This window comes from Streptomyces sp. NPDC036984 (assembly GCF_055607665.1).
In genome coordinates this window covers 218,628-237,871 of sequence record NZ_JBVJRL010000002.1, presented here as the reverse complement: position 1 = coordinate 237,871, position 19,244 = coordinate 218,628, and the positions used below count along the sequence as shown (strand labels likewise).

The window sequence follows — 19,244 nt, the reverse complement described above, 5'->3', positions numbered from 1 at the left end:
CCATGACCGGCAGGCGACGCATCCCTACCCCCGCCCTTCCCCCACTTCCCCGCCCCGTCAGGGCCACCGCCCTCGCGACGGGCGCCCTGGTCCTCTGTGCGTCGCTCACCGCCGCATGCGGGGTCATCCCCGGTGCCACGGGGGGCTCCGGGGATGACCCGGTCACAGTGATGACCTGGGCGCCGCAGGACACCGACGCGACCAACAAGCCGGGCATGCCCGCGATGGCCCTCGCCTACGCGAAGTGGATCAACGCCCACGGCGGTATCGACGGCCGCAGGCTCGAGGTGCTGACCTGCAACGACCACAACGACAGCGTGGGAGCCGCGAAGTGCGCCCGGCGCGCGGCGGCCGAGAACGTGGTCGCGGTCGTCGGCTCCTACAGCCAGTTCGGCGACTCCTACCTCGCCCCGCTGGAGGGCGCCGGCATCCCCTACATAGGCGGCTACGGCGTCACCAACGACGAGTTCACCGGCGCCATGTCCTACCCGGTCAACGGCGGTCAGCCCGCCCTCCTGGCCGGCCTCGGCAAGGCCCTCGCGGCCAGCTGCGGCAACGTCACCCTGGTCCGCCCGGACAGCATCGCCGGCGACCAGCTGCCCGCGATGCTCGACTCCGGCCTGAAGGCGGGCGGCCACGCGGACGCCCGTGACCAGCTCGCGGCCGAGGACGCCACCGAGTACGGCAGCCAGGCCGAGCAGGCGCTGCGCCACGCGACCAAGGACGTGACCAGGAAGGGCTGTGTGGTGCCCGCGCTCGGGGACCGCACGGACACCTTCATGGACTCCTTCCGGCGGACCCGCGAGAGCTTCCCGGAGGTGCGCACGGCGACCGTGCTCGGCAGCGTCGACCAGACCGTGATCAACACCACGGGTGGGGCGTCCGGGCCGTACGAGGGGGCGTACATCACCGGCTGGTACCCGGTCGCCACCGACTCCCGCTGGGGCCCGATGAAGAAGGTGATCAACGAGGCGGCCTTCGGCGACAACCGCATCGACCCCGCGGACGCCGGTGTGCAGACCACGTGGATCGCCTACACCGTGCTGAGGGCCGTCCTGGAGAAGATCGGTGCCGGCGAGGTGAGCGCCGACACCGTGCGGCACGCCCTCGACGACGGCCTGCGGGTCTCCACCGGCGGCCTCACCCCGACCCTGCACTGGCCCTACGAGAGCAAGCTCGCCGCGGTCGGCTTCCCGCGGCTGGTCAACGCCGACGTCACGCTCCAGGTGGTCGAGGACGGCAGGCTGGTCGCGGCACGCAAGGGCATCGGCGGCAGCAACGGGATCGCCGACATGACCTCGACCCTGGAGAAGGCCGAGGTGCCGTGACGGGTCCCGGCGCCGGGACCCGCCCACGCGGTCACAGCTGGGTGGGCTGGCGCTGGGTCAGGCCGTACTGCTTCGCGATCGCGTTCCACAGCGCCGCCGCCTTCGCCTTCTGCGCGCTGGCGGTGCCGCTCTCCCGGTTGCCCGCCTGGGTCTCGCCGGTGGGCCGGGCGTGGCCCTTGTGGCAGCCCTTGCGTCCCTTGACCTGGTCGGCCCAGGCCGCGTAGTGGTTGTCGGCCGCGGCGGACGCCTGCCATGCCTTCGTCAGGGCGTCCCGCAGCTGGCCCTGGGCGTGCAGCTTGTCCGTGGACAGCTTGCCGAGCCGGGTGACCAGCTGGGCGCGCTGCTTGGCCGCGTCGCGCAGGTTGGAGGCGGCCTGGTCGAGGTTGTCGCACCCCCTGACGTCGGCCACCGCCTGGATCACCGACGCCCGGCTGCTGCCGCTGTCCGCGAGCAGCTTGTCCAGATCGACGGCCTGCTGCCGGGCGGGGTCGGCGCTGGGCGAGGCGGAGTCCTCGGTGGCCGGGGACGTGGCGGCGACCGTCTTGCCCTTGTCGTCACCGCCCTGCTCCTTGCCGCCGCCACCGCTGAGCAGCGCGCCGGCGCCGACACCGATCACGACGAGGCCCACGCCGACGGCGGCGATCAGCGGCACCCGCGACCGGCCCGAGCGCCGCCCGCCGTGCTCCGGCTCCGGGGCGTACGACGGCTGCGCCGAGCGGTACGACGACGGGGCCGGGCCGGGGTAGGCGTCCGGCTCCTGGACGCGCGGGAGCTGCTGGGTGGACCCGGCCGGGCCGTCGTCGCCCGCCGGGCCGCCGCGGAAGAGGTTGTCGAACTCGGCGGGCGGCTGCCGGTCCGCGCCCTGCGCCTGGGCGGCGTAGGGCGGGATGTACTGGGTGGCCTCCGCGTCGGAGGGCGCGGGCGCGCCGCCCTCCCGGGGCACCTGGCCGAGGTAGCGCGTCTCCTCGCTCCCGGACTCCGGGGGCAGCACCCCGGGAGTCACCGGCGCGATGTACTGCGTGGCGGCCTCGTTCCCGGCGCCCGCCTGAACCGGCGGTATGTACTGGGTGGCGCCGTCGGCCGGGCCGGCCTGCACGGGCGGCAGGTACTGGGTGGCGCCCTCGTCCGCGGGACCGGCGGGGACCGGCGGGATGTACTGGGTCGCGCCGTCGGCCGTCGGGGGCAGCGGGGCGGCAGCGGCCGGGTACGCGGGCGGCAGCGGCGCGGCGGGTGCCGGGGCGGACTGCGCCGGGTACGGCTGCTGGTACGGCTGCTGCTGCGGGGGCTGCTGGTACTGCTGATAGGGGTCCGGGGCACCGTACCCGGGCTGCGGGGCCGCGCCGTACGCACCGGCACCGGGCTGAGCGCCGTACTGCGCCCCCTGGCCGGGCGCCTGGCCTCCGTACGACGGGGCCGGGGCGCCCTCCGGCGGCAAGGGGCCCGGGTTCGCGGCGGCCGGGGCCTGCCCGGGGGCGGTCCACTGCGGGGCCGCGGACCAGCCCTGGCCCGCCTCCGGGGCCTGCTGCTCGGGGCCCCAGGAGCCGCCCCAGGCCTGCCCGCCGGCCGGGGCCGCGGGGGCGGGCGTCGCGGTCATGCCCGGCAGCAGGGGCTCGCCTCCGTCGGAGGGCAGCACGATGCCTTCGCGCGCGGGCCGCGCCGAGGGCTCCTCGCCCTGTCCACTCTGCGTCACCGGGACTCCTACCAATGGGGGACCTTGTGAATCGTCGGCTCACGCTACCGGGTCCCCCGAGCCGTGTGCCACGCAGCTCAGGACGCAACTTCCTTCCCTGTGACAGCGGTAACAAAACCGCCGGCACCGCGCTGTTCATGGCACCCGGCGCGCCCCGGGTGCCGTTCGCCGCCCGTTCACGCCCCCGCGGGACAGGTGTTCACGCGGCCTGCTGAAGATCGAGGCGCGCCCCGAACTCCCGCACCACCGCCTCGTCCCGGAAGGGGTCCAGGCGCTGCTGGAGATCGTCCAGATACTCGGCGCCCCGGTTGGAGCGGAGCGTCTCCAGCAGTTCCACCGCCTTCAGACCGGTGCTGCATGCCTGTTCGATCTCGCGCTGCTGCACCTGGGCCGTGGCGAGCAGCACATAGCCGATGGCGCGCCGGCGGGCCCGGGACTCGGGGTGCCCGGCCAGCGACTGCTCGGCGTACCGCGCCGCCTGCTCGGGCTGCCCGAGGTCACGGTGGCAGTGCGCCAATTCGTCGGCGAGATAGGCCTCGTCGAAGTGCGCGATCCACACCGGGTCGTCCGCCGAGGAGCCGTCCGCCCGCTCCATCGCCGTGACCGCCCGTCCGCCGGCCGCCTGCGCCGCGCGGACATCGCCGAGCAGGGCGTGCCCGCGTGCCTCGGCCGCGTGGAACATCGCCTCCACGCGCGGGGTCACCTGCCCGCGCGCCCCCTCCTGCGCCGCCCGCGCCAACTGGGCGATCTCGCGCGGGTTACCGAGCTGCGCGGCGAGGTGGCTCATGGACGCGGCGAGGACGTACCCGCCGTATCCGCGGTCCCCGGCGGCCTGCGCCAGCCGCAGCGACTGGATGTAGTACCGCTGCGCCAGGCCCGGTTGGCCGGTGTCGACGGCCATGTACCCGGCCAGCTCGGTCAACCGGGCCACGGCGGCGAAGAGTTCCCGCCCGACCGCGTCCCGGTAGGAGCCCGCGAGCAGCCCGGAGACGACACTGTTGAGGTAGTGCACGACGACCGGGCGCACATGCCCGCTGCCGTACTGGTGGTCGAGATCCACCAGCGCCTGGGTCATGGACCGTACGGCCGCCACGTCGGCCTGCCCCACCCGCGGGCCCGCCTGCCGGGCCACCTGGGCGTCCGGTGCCGAGATCAGCCAGTCGCGGCTGGGCTCGACCAGCGCGGAGGCGGCGACGGAGGAGCCGGAGAGGAAGTCCCGCCGGCCCACGTCGCTGCGCCACAGCTCGCATACCTGCTCGATGGCTCCCAGTACCGTCGGCGAGAACTGGAGGCCGACCCCCGAGGCGAGGTTCTTGCCGTTGGCCATGCCGATCTCGTCGATCGTGACCGTACGGCCGAGCTTGCGCCCGAGCGCCTCGGCGATGATCGCCGGGGCCCGGCCCCGCGGCTGCTGGCCGCGCAGCCAGCGGGCCACGGACGTCTTGTCGTAGCGCAGGTCGAGGCCGTGCTCGGCGCCGCACATGTTGACGCGCCGGGCCAGCCCGGCGTTCGAGCACCCCGCTTCCTGGATGAGTGCTTGCAGCCGTTCGTTCGGCTGCCTCGCCACGAGAGGCCTTGCGGCCATGAGCTACCCCCTGCGTCGCGATCCCCTGGAGCATGAGTTCCGGTGGAGCATGAAGTTCCGGCCGGGAAGATCACTGCCCAGCTGACATACCGTCAATGCGTGACATGTGCGGTTTGCCGGGGTAAAGACGGTTGCCCCCACCCCTGGCTACCCACCTCACGCCCCGTCTCCTCCCGCGCGCCCCCGCCCGTGCACCCATGCGCCCCAAGTGCGGAATCGATGCTCCTCCCCCGCGCGCTACGGCCGTAACTCCAGGTGGGTGCGGGAGTTGAGTGGAGCGTGGAAGAGACGATCGCGGGCGCCCAGGACACTCAGATTGCCGGTCACATTCCGCAGCAGCGCGGGGAATCGCTGCTGGAGACCGCCGTACGCTACGCCGAGGAGCGGCACTGGGACGTGTTCCCGGGCACCTGGCTGGAAGCGGTCGACGGGATGCAGCGCTGCTCGTGCGGGGATGCCTCCTGCCCTGCGCCGGGTGCGCACCCCGCGCGCCCCGACTGGGCGACCCAGGCGACCGGCAGTGCGACCGTCGCGCGCCGGATGTGGCAGAAGCAGCCGACGGCGTCGATCCTGCTGCCGACCGGACGGACCTTCGACGCGCTGTCCGTCCCGGAGAGCGCCGGTTTCCTGGCCCTGGCCCGGATGGAGCGGATGGAGCTGACGCTCGGCCCGGTGACGCTGGCCCCGGACCGGCGGATGCAGTTCTTCGTGCTGCCGGGGGCGTCCGCGAAAGTGCCCGACCTGGTGCGGAAGCTCGGGTGGTCGCTGTCCTCGTTGGATCTCGTGGCGCTGGGCGAGGGTGCGTACGTGGCCGCGCCGCCGACGCGGTTCGGGTCCCGTGGTGCGGCGCAGTGGGCCTGCCGGCCGACTCCGGCGAACCGGTGGCTGCCGGATGCGGAGGAGCTGATCTCGCCGCTCGCCTATGCGTGCGGGCGGGATCGCTGACGCGGGACGCCCCCGAAGGAGCGCGAGGAGAGGCGCGAAAGGGGCGCGGGGAACTGCGCGACCAGCCACGACGCGCCCGCGGCCGCCGGGGCACGGCACCGGGCAGACGCGAGCGCGTACGTCAGTCCCCCGTACGTCGGTCCCGCAGCGCGGTGAGCACGCGCAGGCGGAAGTGGCAGCCGAGGACGCCACCCGGGCCGGCCATGTCGGCGGCACGGGTGAGGAAAGCCGCCCGGAAAGCGGCCAGCGCCGTGGCGTCCAGCGCCGCGAGGTCGTAGAGACCGGACAGCGCCGTCCAGACCCGCTCGGGCGGACCGCTCAGGTCGACGGTCACCGTCTCCCGCTCCTGCCCGGTGCCCAAACCGGCGGCGACGAGCAGGGCGCTCAGCGCCTCGGGGTCACGGGTACGGCGATCCCCCAGCGGCGGCATGCGACGGTCGTCCGGCGCGGCGCGCAGCGCCTCCGGCAGCAGCTCGCCGAGCAGCTCGTACGCCGCCCCGCCCCCGCCGGCGCCGATCACACAGGCCAGCAGGCCGCCGGGCGCCAGCACCCGGGACAGCTCGGCGAGGACCTGGTCGATGTCGGCCATCAGCATCAGCGCCATGTGCGAGACACAAGCGTCGAAGGCGCCGGTACGGAACGGCAGCCGCTGGGCCCGGCCCTCCACCAGGGCCGCCGCGGACAGCGCCGGACGACGGCGGGCCAGGGCGAGCGAGTGCGCGGAGAGATCGATGCCGGCGAGCTGCCGGCCCGGGGTGCGGGCGAGCAGCTCCAGCAGCAGGCCGTCGCCGCAGCCGAGGTCCAGGACGCGGCGACGGCCCGTGACACGGTCGCGGAGGATGTCGTACCCGGTGCGTCCGTCCGCGGCGCGGGCCGCGTCGAACGCCTCCGCGGTCACCGCCGGGCGGGCGGCGTGGAACGCCTTCAGAAAGTCCTCTTGGGCCTGGCTGGTCATGCGATGTCGGGTCCTTCGGCTGCCGGGAGGGATGGGCTTCGGCGTCAGTCGGCGAGGACCCGGGTGAGGAAGGGTTCGACGGCCGCGCGCCAGGATTCCGGATGGTCGTAGTGGGCGAGGTGGCCGGCGTCGGGGACCTCGGCGTAGACGCCGTGGGGCAGGACCCGGACCATCTCCTGGGCCTCGGCGCGGCCCAGTTCGCCGTCGAGGCCGCGGACGACGAGCGTGGGGCACCGCACCTGGGCCAGCTCGTCCCAGTGGGCGTCGTAGACCCATGTCTCGCGGGAGCTGAGCATCTGCTCCGGTTCGAAGACGGGGCGCCAGCCGTCCTCGCGCTCGTGCATCACCTCGGCGTAGAACGCGCCGCGCGCGGGGTTGGGCCGTTCCACCCAGGGGTCGTGCTCGCCGAACCACGTGCGGACGTCGGCGAGGCTGGCGAAGGGGACGGGCCAGGAGCGGAACCAGGCGGCCCACTCGCGCTGCGAGGCCGCGCCGAGCGCGGAGGCCCGCATATCGCAGATGATCAGGCCGCGTACCAGGTCGGGGCGTTTGGCGGCGAGCTGCCAGGCGGTCAGCGCACCCATGGCATGGCCGATGAGCAGGGCGGGGGCGAGGCCGAGCTGTTCGACGGCCGCCTCGGCGTCCTCGACGTACGCCTCACGGGTGTAGGCGGCCTGCGGGGGTTTGTCGCTCCGGCCGTGACCGCGCTGGTCGAGCGCCACGGCGCGGTGGCGTCCGGCGAGCCAGCGGGCGGTGGCCGCCCAGTGGGAGGCGCGGCCCATCAGGCCGTGCAATAACAACACCCCCGGAGCGCTGGGCTCCGCCCCCGCTCGCGCCCCGCCGGGCCGGGCGTCCGGCGGGGCCGGATCCACCTCCGGTTTCGGAGGGTCGGCGAACTCCCAGGCGGCCAGGCGCAGGCCGCCCGCTCCCGTCACATCGATACGCCGTGCCATCGGCCAGGAACCCCCCAGCTCCGCCTGCCTCGTCGTCCATCTGCTTCAGGCTATCGAATACCTATTCGAAAATTCTGTCTCCGCGGACAACACCCCTCATTTGAGTGACACCTCTCAAGGCATGATCGCCTCAGCCGAGGGGATCTTTTCTGCGGGAGGGCGGACCGCTCGGGGAAAACGGTCCGAGGGGATGACCCTGAGAGCTCGGGGCTCCGGGTCAGCACAGGGGAGGACAGGCCCCGGCGCCAACGGCGCCGGGGCCCTCTCACATCTCAGCGCTTGGCCACGAACACATGCGAGGCGACGTCCGCCTCCAGCTCGGCCGCCTCACCGCCGCTGCCCACCAGCACGCCGCCCGGCGACTCCGTCACGCTCACCACCGAGCCGGGCTGCACACCCGCCCGCCGCAGCGTGTACATCAGCTGCGCGTCCGTCTGGATCGGCTCGCCGATGCGGCGCACGACGACCGTCTTGCCGTCCGTGCCCGCGTCCAGGTCGGCCAGCGAGACCATGCTCTCGTCCAGGAACGGGTCGGCCCCGTCCTTCTCGCCCAGCTCCTCCAGGCCCGGGATCGGGTTGCCGTACGGCGACTCGGTGGGGTGCCGCAGCAGCTCCAGCACACGCCGCTCGACGGCCTCGCTCATCACGTGCTCCCAGCGGCACGCCTCCGCGTGCACCTGCTCCCACTCCAGCCCGATCACGTCCACGAGCAGACACTCGGCCAGGCGGTGCTTGCGCATCACGCGCGTCGCCAGCCGCCGCCCCTCGTCGGTGAGCTCCAGGTGCCGGTCGCTGGCCACGGAGACCAGACCGTCGCGCTCCATCCGCGCCACCGTCTGGCTCACCGTCGGCCCGCTCTGGTCCAGCCGCTCCGCGATCCGGGCGCGCATGGGGACGACGCCTTCCTCTTCGAGCTCGAGGATGGTGCGGAGGTACATCTCCGTCGTGTCGATCAGTCCGGACATACGTGCCCCTCGGTTACCTCTGCCGGCAAGCCCGGCCGCGTGCGCTGGCCCTGCCCTCAATTCTGCCGGATCCCACCGACAAGCGGGCGGTACCGGGGAAACGGGGGCCGTCTCGCGCAGCACCGGCACCGGGCGCCTGCGGTCGACACCGGTGGCCGGGAACCCCCGGCCGTATTGACACCGTACTGGTCCAGACCGCACGGTGATCCGCGACACAGACGCTGCGAAGGGGCACCGCATGAGCGACGGCACGCCTGCCGACCTGTTCTTCGACGCCGCCATCGGCCTGCTCCAGCGGGTCCGCGACGAGGAGGCCGAGGCGATCGGCGCGGCCGGCGCCCTGCTCGCCGACACCGTCGCGGCCGGCGGCCGCCTGTTCGCCTTCGGCGCCGGGCACTCCTCGCTGGCCGCCCAGGACGTCGTCTACCGCGCGGGCGGCCTGGCCCTGATGAACCTGCTCACCGTCCCCGGCGTCGTCGGCGTCGACGTCACCCCGGCCACCCTCGGCTCCGCCCTCGAACGCGTGGACGGCCTCGCGAGCGCCGTCCTCGACACCTCCCCGCTCCGCGCCGGCGACGCCCTCGTGATCATCTCCCTCTCCGGCCGCAACGCACTGCCCGTGGAGATGGCCCAGGGCGCCCGTGCCCTCGGGGTGAAGGTCATCGGCGTGACCTCGGTGGCCTACGCCGCCGAGACGACGTCCCGGCACGCCTCCGGCACCTTCCTCAAGGACCACTGCGACATCGTCCTCGACTCGAAGATCGCCGTCGGCGACGCGGAACTGAGCCTCGACACCATCCCGGCCCCCTTCGCCCCCGCCTCCACCGTGGTCACCGCCGCCCTGATGCAGGCCGTGATGGCGACCACCGCCGCCGCCCTCGCCGACCGCGGCATCGAGCCCCCGCTCCTGCGCTCCGGCAACGTCGACGGCGGACACGAGTGGAACGGCCGGGTGATGAGGGAGTACGGCGACCGGATCTTCTACCGCCGCTGAAGCCGGCGCCGACACCAGCGCCCGAAGCGCCGCACAACCGGCGCCGGCACGCCGCCCGTACTGGCGCCCAGACCGCCGCGCACACCGGCGCTGGTACCGGCGCCCGCACCCGCCCCGGCGTCTCCGCCCGCCCGAGGGGCTACTCTTCCGGCCGCTCCCGGACCGCCTCCGCCAGATCCAGGGCCACCGCGATCCGTACGGCCACGTCCTCCGCGTACGCCGTGTCGGAGCGTTCGAAGCGGCTGCGGCCGGCGGTGCGCAGAAAGGTCACCACGCCCAGCGTCCGCCCCCGGCTGCGCAGCACCACGCACAGCGCGTGCACCGTGTCGCCGGGCCACTGCCGCTCCCGCGCCCACTCCCGCGCCCGCTCCGCCGGGACCGACCCGGCGTCCGCGCGCACGGTGCCGGCCCGCTGCACGCACTGGAGCGCCGGATGCCCCTCCTCGTAACGCACGGGCAGTCCGGCCGCGCCCGTGAGCAGGCTCGGTCCCGGCGCGCCGGCGGGTGTGGCGGCGCGCCGTACCAGCCGGACCGGGTCCGCGGCCTCCTCGCCACCCGCGCGCGGGGCACCCGCCACCCGGTCGATGAGCGCGTGGTCGGCGAAGCCGGCCAGGGCGAAGTCCAGATGGACGGTGGCCGCCTCCGCCGGGTCCTCGCACTCGGCGGCGGCGCGGGCCGCGCGGTGCAGCTGGTTGGTGCGGAACCGCAGCAGGGCCGCCTCCTGCTCGGTCTGCTTGGCCTCGGTGACGTCCTGGAACAGCCAGCCGACGCCGAGCGGCACCGGTTCCTCCGCGAGCGGCGAGGCCAGCCGCAGGAACCCGCTGCGCCAGCAGCGCCGTTTCTCGCCTTCCGGGACGCGCAGGGTCACCCACATCTCGGCGGGCGCGGGCGGCGCGCCCTCGGCCAGGACGTGGGTCAGCGCGGCCTCCAGCTCCTCCACGCCCTGCGCGAGCAGCTCGCCCAGCGGCCGGCCCAGGACCGACGTACGCCCCACGCCCAGCGCCCGCGCCGCGTGCGCGTTCACGACGGCGGGCCGCAGATCCGCGTCGACGAGGACGACTCCCCAGGACGCGTCCTCGAACAGCGCCTCGCTCAGCGCGATCGAGCGCTCCAGGTCGATCTGCGCGTGCACCTCGCTGAACGCGCAGTACACCCCCGCCGGCTTCCCCTCGGGCCCGCGCACCGCGGCGGACTGCGTGCGGACGAGGACCCGCCCGCCGTCCTTCGTGACGAGTGCGAACTCGTGCACCTGGCGCCCCGGCGCGTGCATCGCCGACATCAGCCGGGCCTGCACCTCCTCGGCGTCGGCGCTGCGCACCGCCCACCCCGCGAACCCGTGCCGCCCCACGGCCTCGGCGGCCGTCCAGCCGAGGATCCGCTCGGCCTCCCGGTTCCAGTGGGTCACGACCCCGTCGGCGTCGAAGGCGCACAGAGCCGCGTCCATGCCGTCCAGCAGCGCGGCGAGCAGATCGGAGCCGCCGGGCTCACCGGGCTCGTCCGGCCCCAGCTCGTCGGTGGCCCCACTCCGCCGCGAAGCACTCACCTGGACCCCCTGGAAGCTGCGTCCGCGCACGTAGGCGCTCGGTTCGCTCACTGGCCTTCATTCAACTGGAACGTGACGCAGCACACATCCTGTTCCCACAAGATTGCGCGAATCAATGCCCGGGGCCGTGCGGCCGGAGCCGCAGGTCCACCCACTCGTCCCGCTCCCCCTCCAGCACGTACCGCTCGACCTCGACGAACCCCTGCCGCCCGGCGAACCGCAGCCCGTCCTCGTTCGCGGCGAGCACACACGTCTCGATCAGCCGCGCCCCCAGCACGCGCGCGTGCGCGAGCCCCTTCTCGTAGATCGCCGTGCCGAACCCGCGCCCGCGGTATTCGGGCAGCACCCGCGCGATGACGGTGGCCGCGCCCTCGTCGCCCGCGGGCGGCCGCACGGTGGAGCACCCCACCAGCACGTCCCCGAGATACGCGTTCTCCAGCCGGTACCGCCCCAGCCGCTCACGGGCGTCCGTCAGGGCCATGGCGGCGGGCGGCACGATCACGTTGTGGACGTACCGCCACTGTTCCAGCATCAGGTCGCCGTCGACGGGCGTGATCCGCAGTTCTGTCATGCGCAGGACGGTAGTGCGGGGCGCACGGAAAGGTGTCGGAAAAACAGTTGAGCCCTGCCCGGATGCTTCCTAGGGTGGTCGGTACTTCGGAGAGGAGGTGGTTCGGCGAATGTATGGATACCGGACGGAAGAGGTGGCTGCGGGCTAGCGGCCTGCCACCACACTTAGTGCGGTGCCGGACCAGCGTGTGTGCGAAACGCGCAGCCGGCCCAATCCCAAGCAGTCACCCGACCCGCGGGCTGCCGGTACGTCCGGCCGGCTCCTCTTCGAGGAACCCAGCCCGCGGGTCGTCTGCGTTCTCCGGGCCCGTGGGTCAGGGGCTGAGGCGTTCGACCTGCCAGGTGCCGTCCGGCTGGGCCACATAGCGCAGGCGGTCGTGGAGGCGGTTGTGCCGGCCCTGCCAGAACTCGATCGCCTCGGGGGCGATGCGGAAGCCGCCCCAGTGCGGGGGCACCGGGACCTGTTCGTCCTCGGGGTAGCGGGTCTCCAGTTCGGCGTAGGCCGCGTCCAGTTCGGAGCGTGAGGCGATCACCGTGGACTGGGCGCTGACCCAGGCGCCCAGCTGGGAGCCGTGCGGGCGGGTGCGGAAGTAGGCGGCGGTCTCGTCACGGCCGGTGCGGCGCGCGGTGCCGGTGACGATGACCTGGCGGGCCAGCGGGTGCCAGGGGAAGAGCAGCGAGACGTGCGGGTTCTCCGCCAGGTCACGGGCCTTGCGGGAGCCGTAGTTGGTGTAGAAGACGAAGCCGTCGGTGTCGAACTGCTTCATCAGTACCGTGCGCGAGCTGGGACGGCCCGTCGCGTCCGCCGTGGAGACGACCATCGCGTTGGGCTCGTAGAGGGTGCCGTGCAGGGCCGCCCGGGCGGCGTCCTCGAACCAGCGGGCGAACTGGTCCATGGGGTGCGTGGCGAGGTCCTCCGCGGCGAGGCCGTCGGCCCGGTACTGCTTGCGCATGGCGGCGGGATCGAGGACGGGATCCAGAAGAGGGTCGCGGTCGGTCACGCGGTCATCTTGCCGTATCGAACGGGTATGGCACTCAGTGTCGAGTGCTCTCCCCAACTCTGGCACCGGAGGCTATCGTGCTGCTTCCCCTGCGGTTGGGTTGACCACGGGTGACCACCGGCCGATCGGGGCATCACCGGGGTGACCGCCGCCCACACATCACGAGGAGCCGCCTGATGTCCGATTTCGTACCCGGACTCGAGGGAGTCGTCGCGTTCGAGACGGAGATCGCCGAACCGGACAAGGAGGGCGGCGCCCTGCGCTACCGGGGCGTCGACATCGAGGACCTGGTCGGGCACGTCTCGTTCGGGAACGTGTGGGGGCTGCTGGTCGACGGCGCCTTCAACCCCGGTCTGCCGCCCGCCGAGCCGTTCCCGATCCCGGTGCACTCGGGTGACATCCGGGTGGACGTGCAGTCGGCGCTCGCCATGCTCGCCCCCGTGTGGGGGCTGCGGCCGCTGCTCGACATCGACGAGCGGCAGGCGCGCGCGGACCTGGCCCGGGCCGCCGTCATGGCCCTGTCCTACGTCGCCCAGTCCGCGCGCGGCCAGGGTCTGCCGATGGTGCCGCAGCGGGAGATCGACAAGGCGAACTCCGTGGTGGAGCGGTTCATGATCCGCTGGCGTGGGGAGCCCGACCCCAAGCACGTGGCGGCCGTGGACGCCTACTGGACGTCCGCCGCCGAGCACGGCATGAACGCGTCGACGTTCACGGCGCGGGTCATCGCCTCCACCGGTGCGGATGTCGCCGCCGCGCTGTCCGGTGCGGTCGGTGCGATGTCCGGGCCGCTGCACGGTGGTGCGCCGTCCCGGGTGCTCGGGATGATCGAGGAGATCGAGCGTACGGGGGACGCGGAGGCCTACGTGCGGCAGGCGCTGGACCGCGGTGAGCGGCTGATGGGCTTCGGGCACCGGGTGTACCGGGCCGAGGACCCGCGGGCGCGGGTGCTGAGGCGCACCGCGCGGGAGCTGGGCGCGCCGCGGTTCGAGGTCGCGGAGGCGTTGGAGAAGGCCGCGCTGGAGGAGCTGCACAACCGGCGGCCCGATCGGGTGCTGGCGACCAACGTCGAGTTCTGGGCCGCGATCGTGCTGGACTTCGCCGAGGTGCCGGCGCACATGTTCACGTCGATGTTCACGTGTGCGCGGACTGCCGGGTGGTCCGCGCACATCCTTGAGCAGAAGCGGACGGGGCGGCTGGTGCGGCCTTCTGCCCGGTATGTGGGTCCGGGGGCTCGGCGGCCCCAGGACATCGAGGGGTATGTGGATATCGCCCACTAGAGAGGGCTGTGCGGAGCGCGGGCGACTGCGGGTCGAGTGTGGTTGCTCGCGCAGTTCCCCGCGCCCCCGAAGAGCTGATCACGCCGGTGTCAGCAGGTTCCCGTGGTGCCGTTCCGCCACCAGCGGGTGTGCCCTCAGTTTGCCCTTCAGTTCGTTGTAGCCGTACTCGGCGTACAGGGGGTTGGCCGGGTCGGTGGTGACGCCGGGGGCTTTGGAGGCGTGCGGGAAGGGCAGTGGCTCGACCCTCGCGTCCAGGCGCGGGTTGTAGAAGAACGGCACCGAGAAGCGTTCGGTGGCACCGGACGGGCTCACGACCCGGTGGTTCGTGGCCAGCAGGTAGCCGTCGGTCGCGACTTCCAGGAGTTCGCCGAGGTTGACCACGAACGCCCCCTCGATCGGCGGTACGTCGTGGAAGCGGCCGTCCTCGCGCTGGACCTGGAGGCCGCCCACGGTGTCCTGGAGGAGCAGGGTGAGGAAGCCGTAGTCCTTGTGGGCGCCGACGCCCTGGTCGGCGCCGTCGTCCGCGCTCCCGGGGTAGCGGACGAGCTTGAGGTGCGGGTGGGCGTGGGCGCCGAAGATCCGGTCGTAGAAGTCGGCCGGGGCGCCGATGGCGGTCAGCAGTTCGTGCAGCAGGCGGTGGGCGACCGTGCTGAGCCTGTCGATCCAGGTGAGGGCCGCCGTGCGGAGTTCGGGGAGGGCGGCCGGCCACTGGTTGGGGCCCTGGAGCCACCAGTACGGGGGTTCGCCGGGGCCGGGGATCCGGGCGGGGCGTTCGGCGCCGATGTCGAGCTGGTCGCGCCAGTCGCGTGCGCCGCCGGTGCGTTCGTCGCCGGTGCGGGTGTAGCCGCGGAAGTGCGGGGAGCCCACGTTGTCCAGGGCGAGCCGGTCGGCTTCGGGGAGGGCGAAGAAGGCGCGCATGGCGGTGAGCAGCGCGTCGGTCTCGGCCGGGGTCACGCCGTGCCCGACGAGCTGGAAGAAGCCGACGTCGTGGGCGGCACTGTGCAGCTGGGCGTGGAGGAGGGCGCGGGCCTGGGGGCCGCGGTCGGCGGCCGACAGGTCGATGATCGGGAGCTGGTGGTACGACGTCGCTGTATGCGTGGTCATGGTGCGTCCGCGGGATGTACGGGGCACGGGTGGCCGCCGGGGGGTAGGGGCGGCCCCCGGTGCCGGAAAAAAAGGGAGAGTGGGGGCTGGGTCAGGCGGTCAGACGCCGACAGCCCATGCTCGTGACGCGCACGTAGTCCACGTGGCGGCGGCGAACGAGCATCGGAAGCATGCGGCAAGGGTAACGCGCCCCCGCGGTGGCTCCCTCAGCCCAGTGCGTCCTCCAGCAGCGCCGCCCACTGGGCGACGACCCGTTCGCGGCGGGCGGTGTCGTCGGTGAGGAGGTTGGCCAGGCCCAGGCCGCGGGCCATGTCCAGCAGGCCCTGGACGGTTTCCCGGACGCCGGGGCGGGACTCGTCGGCGCCGAGGAGTTCGACGGCGATGCGGTGGGTCTCGCGGCCGACGCGGGCCTCCAGCTCGGTCACGCGCGGGCGCAGCGGCTCCTCGTCACAGGCGGCGACCCACAGGTGCAGGGCGGCCCGGAAGAGGGGGCCGGTGTAGAGGTCGACCAGGGCGGCGACGACGGCCCGGCGGTCGGCGGCGCCGTCCGGGAACAGGGCCCGCAGCGCGAGGGAGCGTTCTTCGGAGACGTACTCGACGGCCGCGGTGAAGAGGTCCTCGCGGGTCGGGAAGTGGTGCTGGGCGGCGCCCCGGGAGACGCCGGCGCGTTCGGCGACGACGGCGACCGTGGAGCCTGCCCAGCCGTGCTCGGCGAGGCAGGCCACGGCGGCCTCCAGGAGCCGCTGCCGGGTGGCCCGGCTGCGGTCCTGCTTGGGGCTGCGGTCCGGCTTGGCGCCGCGGTCCGGCCGCGGCGCGCGGTCGGGTTCCGCCGTCGTGCTCATGTGGTCACACCACCCATGCCGCGTCCCGTCTTTCCAGGAAGGCCGACATCCCCTCCCGGGCCTGGTCGGAGGAGAACAGCCGGGCCGACAGTGCCGTCAGGTCCGCCGCGTCCCGGTCGAATGTCTCCAGCACCCTAGTCGTGAGCAGCCGTTTCGTCTCGGCCAGGGCTTGTGGGGCGGAGCGGCGCAGGCCGTCGAGGACGGGGGCGAGGGCGTCGTCCACGTCGTCCGCCGTCGCCGTCAGCAGACCGAGGCGCACGGCCTCCGCCGGGCCGAAGCGTTCGCCGGTGAGGTAGTAGCGGGCCAGGGCGCGGGGGTCGGCGCGCGGGATCACCGGCAGGGAGATCACGGCGGGGGCCACGCCGATGCGTACCTCGGTGAAGGCGAAGGTGGCGTCGGGGCCGGCCACCGCCAGGTCGCAGGCGGCGAGCAGGCCGAGGCCGCCGGCGCGGACATGGCCGGTGACCCGGGCGACGGCCGGTTTGGGCAGTTCCACGATCTGCCGGAGCAGGGCCACCAGCGCTGTGGGGTCGGGAAGGTCGCGCAGGTCGGCGCCGGCGCAGAAGGTGCCGCCGGTGTGGGTGAGGACGACGGCTCGTACGTCGGGGTCCTTGCCGCACGCGGTCAGGGCCTCGGCGAGGGCGGACACCAGGGCCGCCGAGAGGGCGTTGCGGCTGGCGGTGGCGTCCAGGCTGAGGGTTTCGACGCCGCGCGTGCGCGTACGCCCGATGAGTTCCGTCATGTGTGCTCCCTGAGCTGTCGGCGCAGGATCTTGCCGGAGGCGGCGCGGGGGACGGTGTCGAGGAAGGTGACCTGGCGGACACGTTTGTAGGGGGCGACGCGTTCGGCGACGTACAGCAGGACGTCGTTCTCGGTGAGGCCGTCGGCGGTCGCGTGGCGGACGACGAAGGCGTGCGGGACCTCGTTGCCGTCCTCGTTGTAGGCGCCGATGACGGCGGCGTCGGCTATGCCGGGGTGGGTGAGCAGCAGGGCCTCGAGTTCGGCGGGGGCCACCTGGAAGCCCTTGTACTTGATGAGTTCCTTGACCCGGTCGACCATGAACAGCCAGCCGTCGGCGTCGACGTACCCGACGTCCCCGGTGTGCAGCCAGCCCTCGGCGTCGATCATGGCGGCGGTGGCGTCGGGACGGCCCAGGTAGCCCTTCATCACCTGGGGGCCCCGGATCAGGATCTCGCCCGTCTCGCCGGTGCCCAGGTCCTTGTCGGGGTCGTCCAGGGAGACGATCCGCATCCGGGTGCCGGCGATGAGTCTGCCGACCGTGCCGGCGGGGGCCTGGTGCAGGCGGTCGATGGGGACGACATGGGTGCCGGGGGACAGTTCCGTCATGCCGTAGGCCTGGCCGATCGGGGGCAGGCCGAGGCGGTCGGCGCAGGCGAGGGAGAGCTGGGCGTCCAGCGGGGCGGCGGCGCTGAGGACGTACTCCAGCGAGGAGAGGTCGTAGCGGCTGACCGCCGGGTGCTTGGCCAGGGCCAGGATGATCGGCGGGGCGACGTACAGGCCGGTGATGCGGTGCTTCTCGATCGCGGCGAGGAAGGTCTCCAGCTCGAAGCGCGGCAGGACGACGACCGTGGCGCCCTTGCGCAGCGGAGCGTTCATCAGGGCGGTGAGGCCGTAGATGTGGAAGAACGGCAGGACGGCGAGGATGCGGTCGCCGGGGCCCATCGGGACGGCGGGCTCCAGCTGGGCGAGGTTGGTGGCGATCTGCCGGTGGGTGAGCATGACGCCCTTGGGGACTCCGGTGGTGCCGGAGGAGTAGGGCAGCGCGGCGATGTCCTCGGCCGGGTCGATCTCGACGTGTGGTTCGGGGGCGGTGGTGCCGAGCAGGTCGATCAGCGAGCGGTGCCCGGGTGCGCTGTCGCACAGGAAGATCTCCCGTACGCCGCCCGCGAGTTCGGCGGCCCGGCGGGCGGTCTCCAGCAGCGGGGAGACGGTGACGATCCAGCGGGCCGCGCTGTCGCCGAGCTGCTTGGCGAACTCCTCGGCGGTGGCGAGCGGGTGCACGGTGGTGACGGCGGCACCCGCGCGCGTGGCCGCGTAGAAGGCGGTCGGGAAGGCGATCGTGTTGGGGCTGTGCAGGGCGAGGATGTCGCCCTTGCGGACGCCCGCGTCGGCGAAGGCGGCGGCGAGGCGCCGGTGGAACCGGTCCACCTGCTCGTACGTGAGGGTGGTGCCGTCCGTGCCGTCGATCAGGGCCGGCTGGTCGCCGAAGGCGGTGGCCCGGCCGAGGACGGCTTCGTGGATGGGGAGTTCTACGGGCGGAACGTCTGCGTACTCGCTGTGGAACACGGTTCCTCCTCGCGCAGGGCCGTCAGTACGACTTGGGCAGGCCCAAGGTCTGATGGGAGACGTAGTTGAGAATCATCTCCCGGCTCACCGGCGCAATACGAGCCACGCGCGCGGCCGTTATCAGCGAGGCGAGCCCGAACTCGCGGGTGAGGCCGTTGCCGCCGAGGGTGTGTACGGCCTGGTCGACGGCCTTCACGCAGGCTTCACCGGCCGCGTACTTGGCCATGTTGGCGGCCTCGCCGGCGCCGATGTCGTCGCCGCAGTCGTAGAGGTGGGCCGCCTTCTGCATCATCAGCCGGGCCAGTTCGAGGTCGATGTGGGCCTGTGCGAGGGGGTGCGCGATGGCCTGGTGGGCGCCGATGGGGGTCTTCCAGACCGTGCGGTCGCGGGCGTACTCGACGGCCTTGGCGAGGGCGTGGCGGCCCATGCCGATCGCGAAGGCGGCCGTCATGATCCGCTCCGGGTTCAGCCCGGCGAACAGCTGGAGCAGGCCGGCGTCCTCGTCGCCGACGAGCGCGTCGGCGGGCAGCCGTACATCGTCCAGGGTCAGCTCGAACTGCTTCTCGGCCGCGTTGAGTTCCATGTCGATGGGCCGCTTCTGGAAGCCCTCGGCGTCGGTCGGGACGATGAACAGGCAGGGCTTGAGGCTGCCGGTACGGGCGTCTTCGGTGCGGCCGACGATCAGGACGGCGTCGGCGATGTCGACACCGGAGATGAACACCTTGCGGCCGGTGAGGAGCCAGTCGGTGCCGTCCCGGCGGGCCGTGGTGGTGATGCGGTGGGAGTTGGAGCCGGCGTCGGGTTCGGTGATGCCGAAGGCCATGAGGCGGGTTCCGTCGGCGATCCCGGGGAGCCACTGCCGTTTCTGCTTCTCGGTGCCGAAGCGTGAGATCACCGTGCCGCAGATGGCCGGGGAGACGACCAGCATGAGCAGGGGCGATCCCGCGGCCCCCAGTTCTTCGAGCACGAGGGAGAGTTCGGCTATGCCTCGGCCGCCGCCTCCGTACTCCTCGGGGATGTTGACGCCGAGGTAGCCGAGTTTGCCGGCCTCGGACCAGAGCTCGGTGGGGGATTTGCCTTCGGCGACGGTACGGGTGAGGTAGTCGCGGCCGTAACGCTTGCCGAGGGCGGCCACTGCGGAGCGCAGGGCTTTGTGTTCTTCGGATTCGATGACGGCGGTCATGG

Annotated in this window: 17 protein-coding genes; 4 read left to right on the top strand and 13 right to left on the bottom strand. The window is 73.2% G+C overall.

The window, feature by feature from the left end:
* The first annotated feature begins 2 nt into the window (after window positions 1–2).
* A complete protein-coding gene (locus ACZ7DL_RS05080) occupies window positions 3–1,328 on the top strand; it encodes an ABC transporter substrate-binding protein (RefSeq protein WP_470771485.1) in 1,326 nt (441 codons plus the stop codon).
* Window positions 1,329–1,359: 31 nt separating this feature from the next.
* Here the strand turns inward: ACZ7DL_RS05080 and ACZ7DL_RS05075 are convergent, their stop codons facing one another.
* A complete protein-coding gene (locus ACZ7DL_RS05075; protein ID WP_470771484.1) occupies window positions 1,360–3,018 on the bottom strand; it encodes a hypothetical protein in 1,659 nt (552 codons plus the stop codon).
* Between the two features lie 199 nt (window positions 3,019–3,217).
* Window positions 3,218–4,603, bottom strand: coding sequence for a transcriptional regulator (locus tag ACZ7DL_RS05070; protein ID WP_470771483.1), 1,386 nt, complete (start codon window positions 4,601–4,603; stop codon window positions 3,218–3,220).
* Window positions 4,604–4,882: 279 nt separating this feature from the next.
* On the opposite strand from ACZ7DL_RS05070, the gene ACZ7DL_RS05065 reads away from it, so the two are divergent.
* On the top strand, window positions 4,883–5,548 hold the full coding sequence (locus tag ACZ7DL_RS05065) for a bifunctional DNA primase/polymerase (protein ID WP_470771482.1): 666 nt from the start codon (window positions 4,883–4,885) through the stop codon (window positions 5,546–5,548).
* Window positions 5,549–5,669: 121 nt separating this feature from the next.
* Here the strand turns inward: ACZ7DL_RS05065 and ACZ7DL_RS05060 are convergent, their stop codons facing one another.
* The 3 genes from ACZ7DL_RS05060 to ACZ7DL_RS05050 form a co-directional block, all read right to left on the bottom strand.
* The gene (locus tag ACZ7DL_RS05060) at window positions 5,670–6,503 is read right to left on the bottom strand and encodes a class I SAM-dependent methyltransferase (RefSeq protein ID WP_470771481.1); all 834 of its coding nucleotides are present in this window, start codon (window positions 6,501–6,503) and stop codon (window positions 5,670–5,672) included.
* A 44-nt stretch (window positions 6,504–6,547) separates the two neighbouring features.
* Window positions 6,548–7,456: an alpha/beta fold hydrolase gene (locus ACZ7DL_RS05055; protein ID WP_470771480.1), complete on the bottom strand. Its 909-nt coding sequence runs from the start codon at window positions 7,454–7,456 to the stop codon at window positions 6,548–6,550.
* 272 nt (window positions 7,457–7,728) lie between these two features.
* The gene (locus tag ACZ7DL_RS05050) at window positions 7,729–8,421 is read right to left on the bottom strand and encodes a metal-dependent transcriptional regulator (RefSeq protein ID WP_470771479.1); all 693 of its coding nucleotides are present in this window, start codon (window positions 8,419–8,421) and stop codon (window positions 7,729–7,731) included.
* Window positions 8,422–8,659: 238 nt separating this feature from the next.
* On the opposite strand from ACZ7DL_RS05050, the gene ACZ7DL_RS05045 reads away from it, so the two are divergent.
* Window positions 8,660–9,415 (top strand): SIS domain-containing protein, encoded by a 756-nt coding sequence (locus tag ACZ7DL_RS05045; protein ID WP_470771478.1) that lies wholly within the window; start codon window positions 8,660–8,662, stop codon window positions 9,413–9,415.
* 139 nt (window positions 9,416–9,554) lie between these two features.
* Here ACZ7DL_RS05045 and ACZ7DL_RS05040 read toward each other — a convergent pair whose 3' ends face one another.
* From ACZ7DL_RS05040 to pdxH, 3 genes are all read right to left on the bottom strand, one after another.
* Window positions 9,555–10,958: a PAS domain-containing protein gene (locus tag ACZ7DL_RS05040; RefSeq protein WP_470771980.1), complete on the bottom strand. Its 1,404-nt coding sequence runs from the start codon at window positions 10,956–10,958 to the stop codon at window positions 9,555–9,557.
* 112 nt (window positions 10,959–11,070) lie between these two features.
* Window positions 11,071–11,529 carry a GNAT family N-acetyltransferase gene (locus ACZ7DL_RS05035; protein WP_470771477.1) on the bottom strand — a complete coding sequence of 153 codons (459 nt, stop codon included), beginning with the start codon at window positions 11,527–11,529 and terminating at the stop codon, window positions 11,071–11,073.
* A 313-nt stretch (window positions 11,530–11,842) separates the two neighbouring features.
* A complete protein-coding gene (gene pdxH / locus ACZ7DL_RS05030) occupies window positions 11,843–12,529 on the bottom strand; it encodes a pyridoxamine 5'-phosphate oxidase (RefSeq protein ID WP_470771476.1) in 687 nt (228 codons plus the stop codon).
* A gap of 176 nt (window positions 12,530–12,705) precedes the next feature.
* On the opposite strand from pdxH, the gene ACZ7DL_RS05025 reads away from it, so the two are divergent.
* A complete protein-coding gene (locus ACZ7DL_RS05025; RefSeq protein ID WP_470771475.1) occupies window positions 12,706–13,806 on the top strand; it encodes a citrate synthase 2 in 1,101 nt (366 codons plus the stop codon).
* Window positions 13,807–13,884: 78 nt separating this feature from the next.
* On the opposite strand, the gene ACZ7DL_RS05020 is transcribed toward ACZ7DL_RS05025, so the two are convergent.
* From ACZ7DL_RS05020 to ACZ7DL_RS05000, 5 genes are all read right to left on the bottom strand, one after another.
* A complete protein-coding gene (locus ACZ7DL_RS05020) occupies window positions 13,885–14,910 on the bottom strand; it encodes an isopenicillin N synthase family dioxygenase (RefSeq protein ID WP_470771474.1) in 1,026 nt (341 codons plus the stop codon).
* Window positions 14,911–15,116: 206 nt separating this feature from the next.
* Window positions 15,117–15,752: a TetR/AcrR family transcriptional regulator gene (locus ACZ7DL_RS05015; RefSeq protein ID WP_470771473.1), complete on the bottom strand. Its 636-nt coding sequence runs from the start codon at window positions 15,750–15,752 to the stop codon at window positions 15,117–15,119.
* Between the two features lie 4 nt (window positions 15,753–15,756).
* Entirely contained in the window at window positions 15,757–16,494 is a 738-nt protein-coding gene (locus ACZ7DL_RS05010) for an enoyl-CoA hydratase family protein (protein ID WP_470771472.1), read from the bottom strand.
* Window positions 16,491–18,059 (bottom strand): 4-coumarate--CoA ligase family protein, encoded by a 1,569-nt coding sequence (locus tag ACZ7DL_RS05005; protein WP_470771471.1) that lies wholly within the window; start codon window positions 18,057–18,059, stop codon window positions 16,491–16,493. The genes ACZ7DL_RS05010 and ACZ7DL_RS05005 overlap by 4 nt, the downstream gene beginning before the upstream one ends.
* Window positions 18,060–18,081: 22 nt before the next feature.
* Window positions 18,082–19,242, bottom strand: a complete 1,161-nt coding sequence (locus ACZ7DL_RS05000; protein ID WP_470771470.1) for an acyl-CoA dehydrogenase family protein — start codon at window positions 19,240–19,242, stop codon at window positions 18,082–18,084.
* Between the last annotated feature and the right edge of the window lie 2 nt (window positions 19,243–19,244).